The sequence below is a fragment of the Mesorhizobium sp. CNPSo 4671 genome (genome assembly GCF_057784245.1).
Map to the genome: position 1 here is coordinate 1 of NZ_JBWLUW010000055.1, position 1,778 is coordinate 1,778.

At 59.4% G+C, this 1,778-nt stretch carries 2 protein-coding genes; both read left to right on the forward strand.

All coding sequences use genetic code 11. The features are described from left to right. Window positions 1–868: 868 nt before the first annotated feature. Complete coding sequence (locus AC04SF_RS37285) at window positions 869–1,015, forward strand: zincin-like metallopeptidase domain-containing protein (RefSeq protein WP_488481863.1); 147 nt, start codon at window positions 869–871, stop codon at window positions 1,013–1,015. A gap of 614 nt (window positions 1,016–1,629) precedes the next feature. Next, the coding region (locus tag AC04SF_RS37290) for a co-chaperone GroES (protein WP_287209018.1) at window positions 1,630–1,778 on the forward strand (149 nt) is incomplete at its 3' end.

The following is a 1,778-nucleotide window of genomic DNA, read 5'->3' on the forward strand; positions in this document are numbered from 1 at the left end:
GAACTGGCGATCTCGCTCAGCTGCCGCTCAAAGGTCGCTGCATCTGCGGACGGCACCGCGGGTGAACTCGCTTGCCGGCCCGCGCTGTCCGACTTTACCTGCTCCCACTTCGTCGAGGCGAAATCCATCCGTTCCTCCCTTCAAAAATATCGGCATCGAAGCTGGGCTGGATTTGACGTGCCGGAAATCAGGAACAAACTACCCTTTAACAGCCCTCGGCAGGCATGCACCGTGAGCATCGGCAGCCGATGTTCTTCCAATGCGACCAACCCTGTCTGTTTTGTTAAATGGGGAAGCTGTCGACAACCTGATCACGACAACGCGCCTTGAGCGTGGTGCATGTGCCCGCGCGCTTCGCCGTCAAGACCCCATAGATCGAAATCTGAGACAAATACTGCTTCTCCCCGCTGTACGGCCATCTTTCGCGGTGAGGTGCACTGCAAAGTACGGTTGCGCGACTGGCAGAGACCTGGTTGAACGGGAAGGCACTGCTTTGGCAAGCACATCCGGCCCGCCATCCGATTCTCACTCGTTCTTGATGTCAGCTGCGCGTGGCGACGCAAAGAGCTGCCGTAATCGACGATCGTCTTGCCCGTCGATGTCTTGTGGCCGCAGCCGGGCCGTTTAGAACGCCTCCGTCGAACATGCAGTCATCATTTCCACGCTCTTGGCAAACACTTCGCGAAGTGTGGAGCGAGGTCGACAGGCGCGTCCGGAACCCGAATGGGCGAACTGCCCATGCCGAAGCCCTCTTCACCGCGATGCGGCCAACATCCGTCATGCGCTGACTGCTCGGTTCCGCTATTCAAACGCCCGCCTTCGAGACCTTCTGGGATGCGCAGGCGTTTAGACAGCAATCGCAAACGAGGTGCACTGGACCCGGCATGCCATGCACTTTGACCGTGACCTCGGCGGCAAACGGTTTGGAAACGACGGCTATTCTCGCGAGGAGCTTGCCGCCGCGTTCCTTTGCGCGACCCCCGGGGGGGGCGCCTTGAGGTCGCGACGACCCTAAATCTCAACGAGCGGCTTGATCCCAACACCGTTAACGGCGAACGTCTCGAAGAACTGCAGCGCCTCCAGTCGAGGACCATCGATACCACTCCGGTCGAAGGCGAAGAGCTGGATTCACAAAGGGCGGGGAAGCAGTAGTTAGCTCGTCATGCGCCGAGGGGCCCGTTGCCCACCGCAATTTGCGATTTGAGACCCGTATTTCGATCCAATCGCCTCCGAATTTTAACGGAGGAAATCGGACGGGCCGCGAAATCATTCGACACGTCGATCGTTAAATGGGTGGCCAGCCCACACCCGCAGACGAGCGTGCGAAGAAGGACAACAGCTCGCCACGCGTGATCGGCTGGACATAGGCGATGCACACCAAGACGAGCACCTCCGATTGCGTTAGCTCCCTTGCCCCCCTCCCGCTGCCGTGTGTCTAAGGCGGCGTGGATGGCGTTGGCGAAAGCAGCTTTTTGCTCTTCGCCCTGTCCCTTCCATCTTGACTAGTGCGAGCCTGCAGCCTTATCTCACGACCGCGTTAGCACTCGCCTTAGGTGAGTGCCAACTCGTATCCGGCGGCATCGCCGGATGGAGAAACTGTTCTCACCGTTCTCATTCGAGGAAGAAAAAATGGCAAAGTCGAAGTTCCGCCCGCTTCATGACCGCGTGGTCGTTCGGCGGGTCGAATCCGAATCCAAGACCGCCGGCGGGATCATCATCCCGGATACGGCGAAGGAAAAGCCGCAGGAAGGCGAGATCATCGCCGTCGGCTCCGGCGC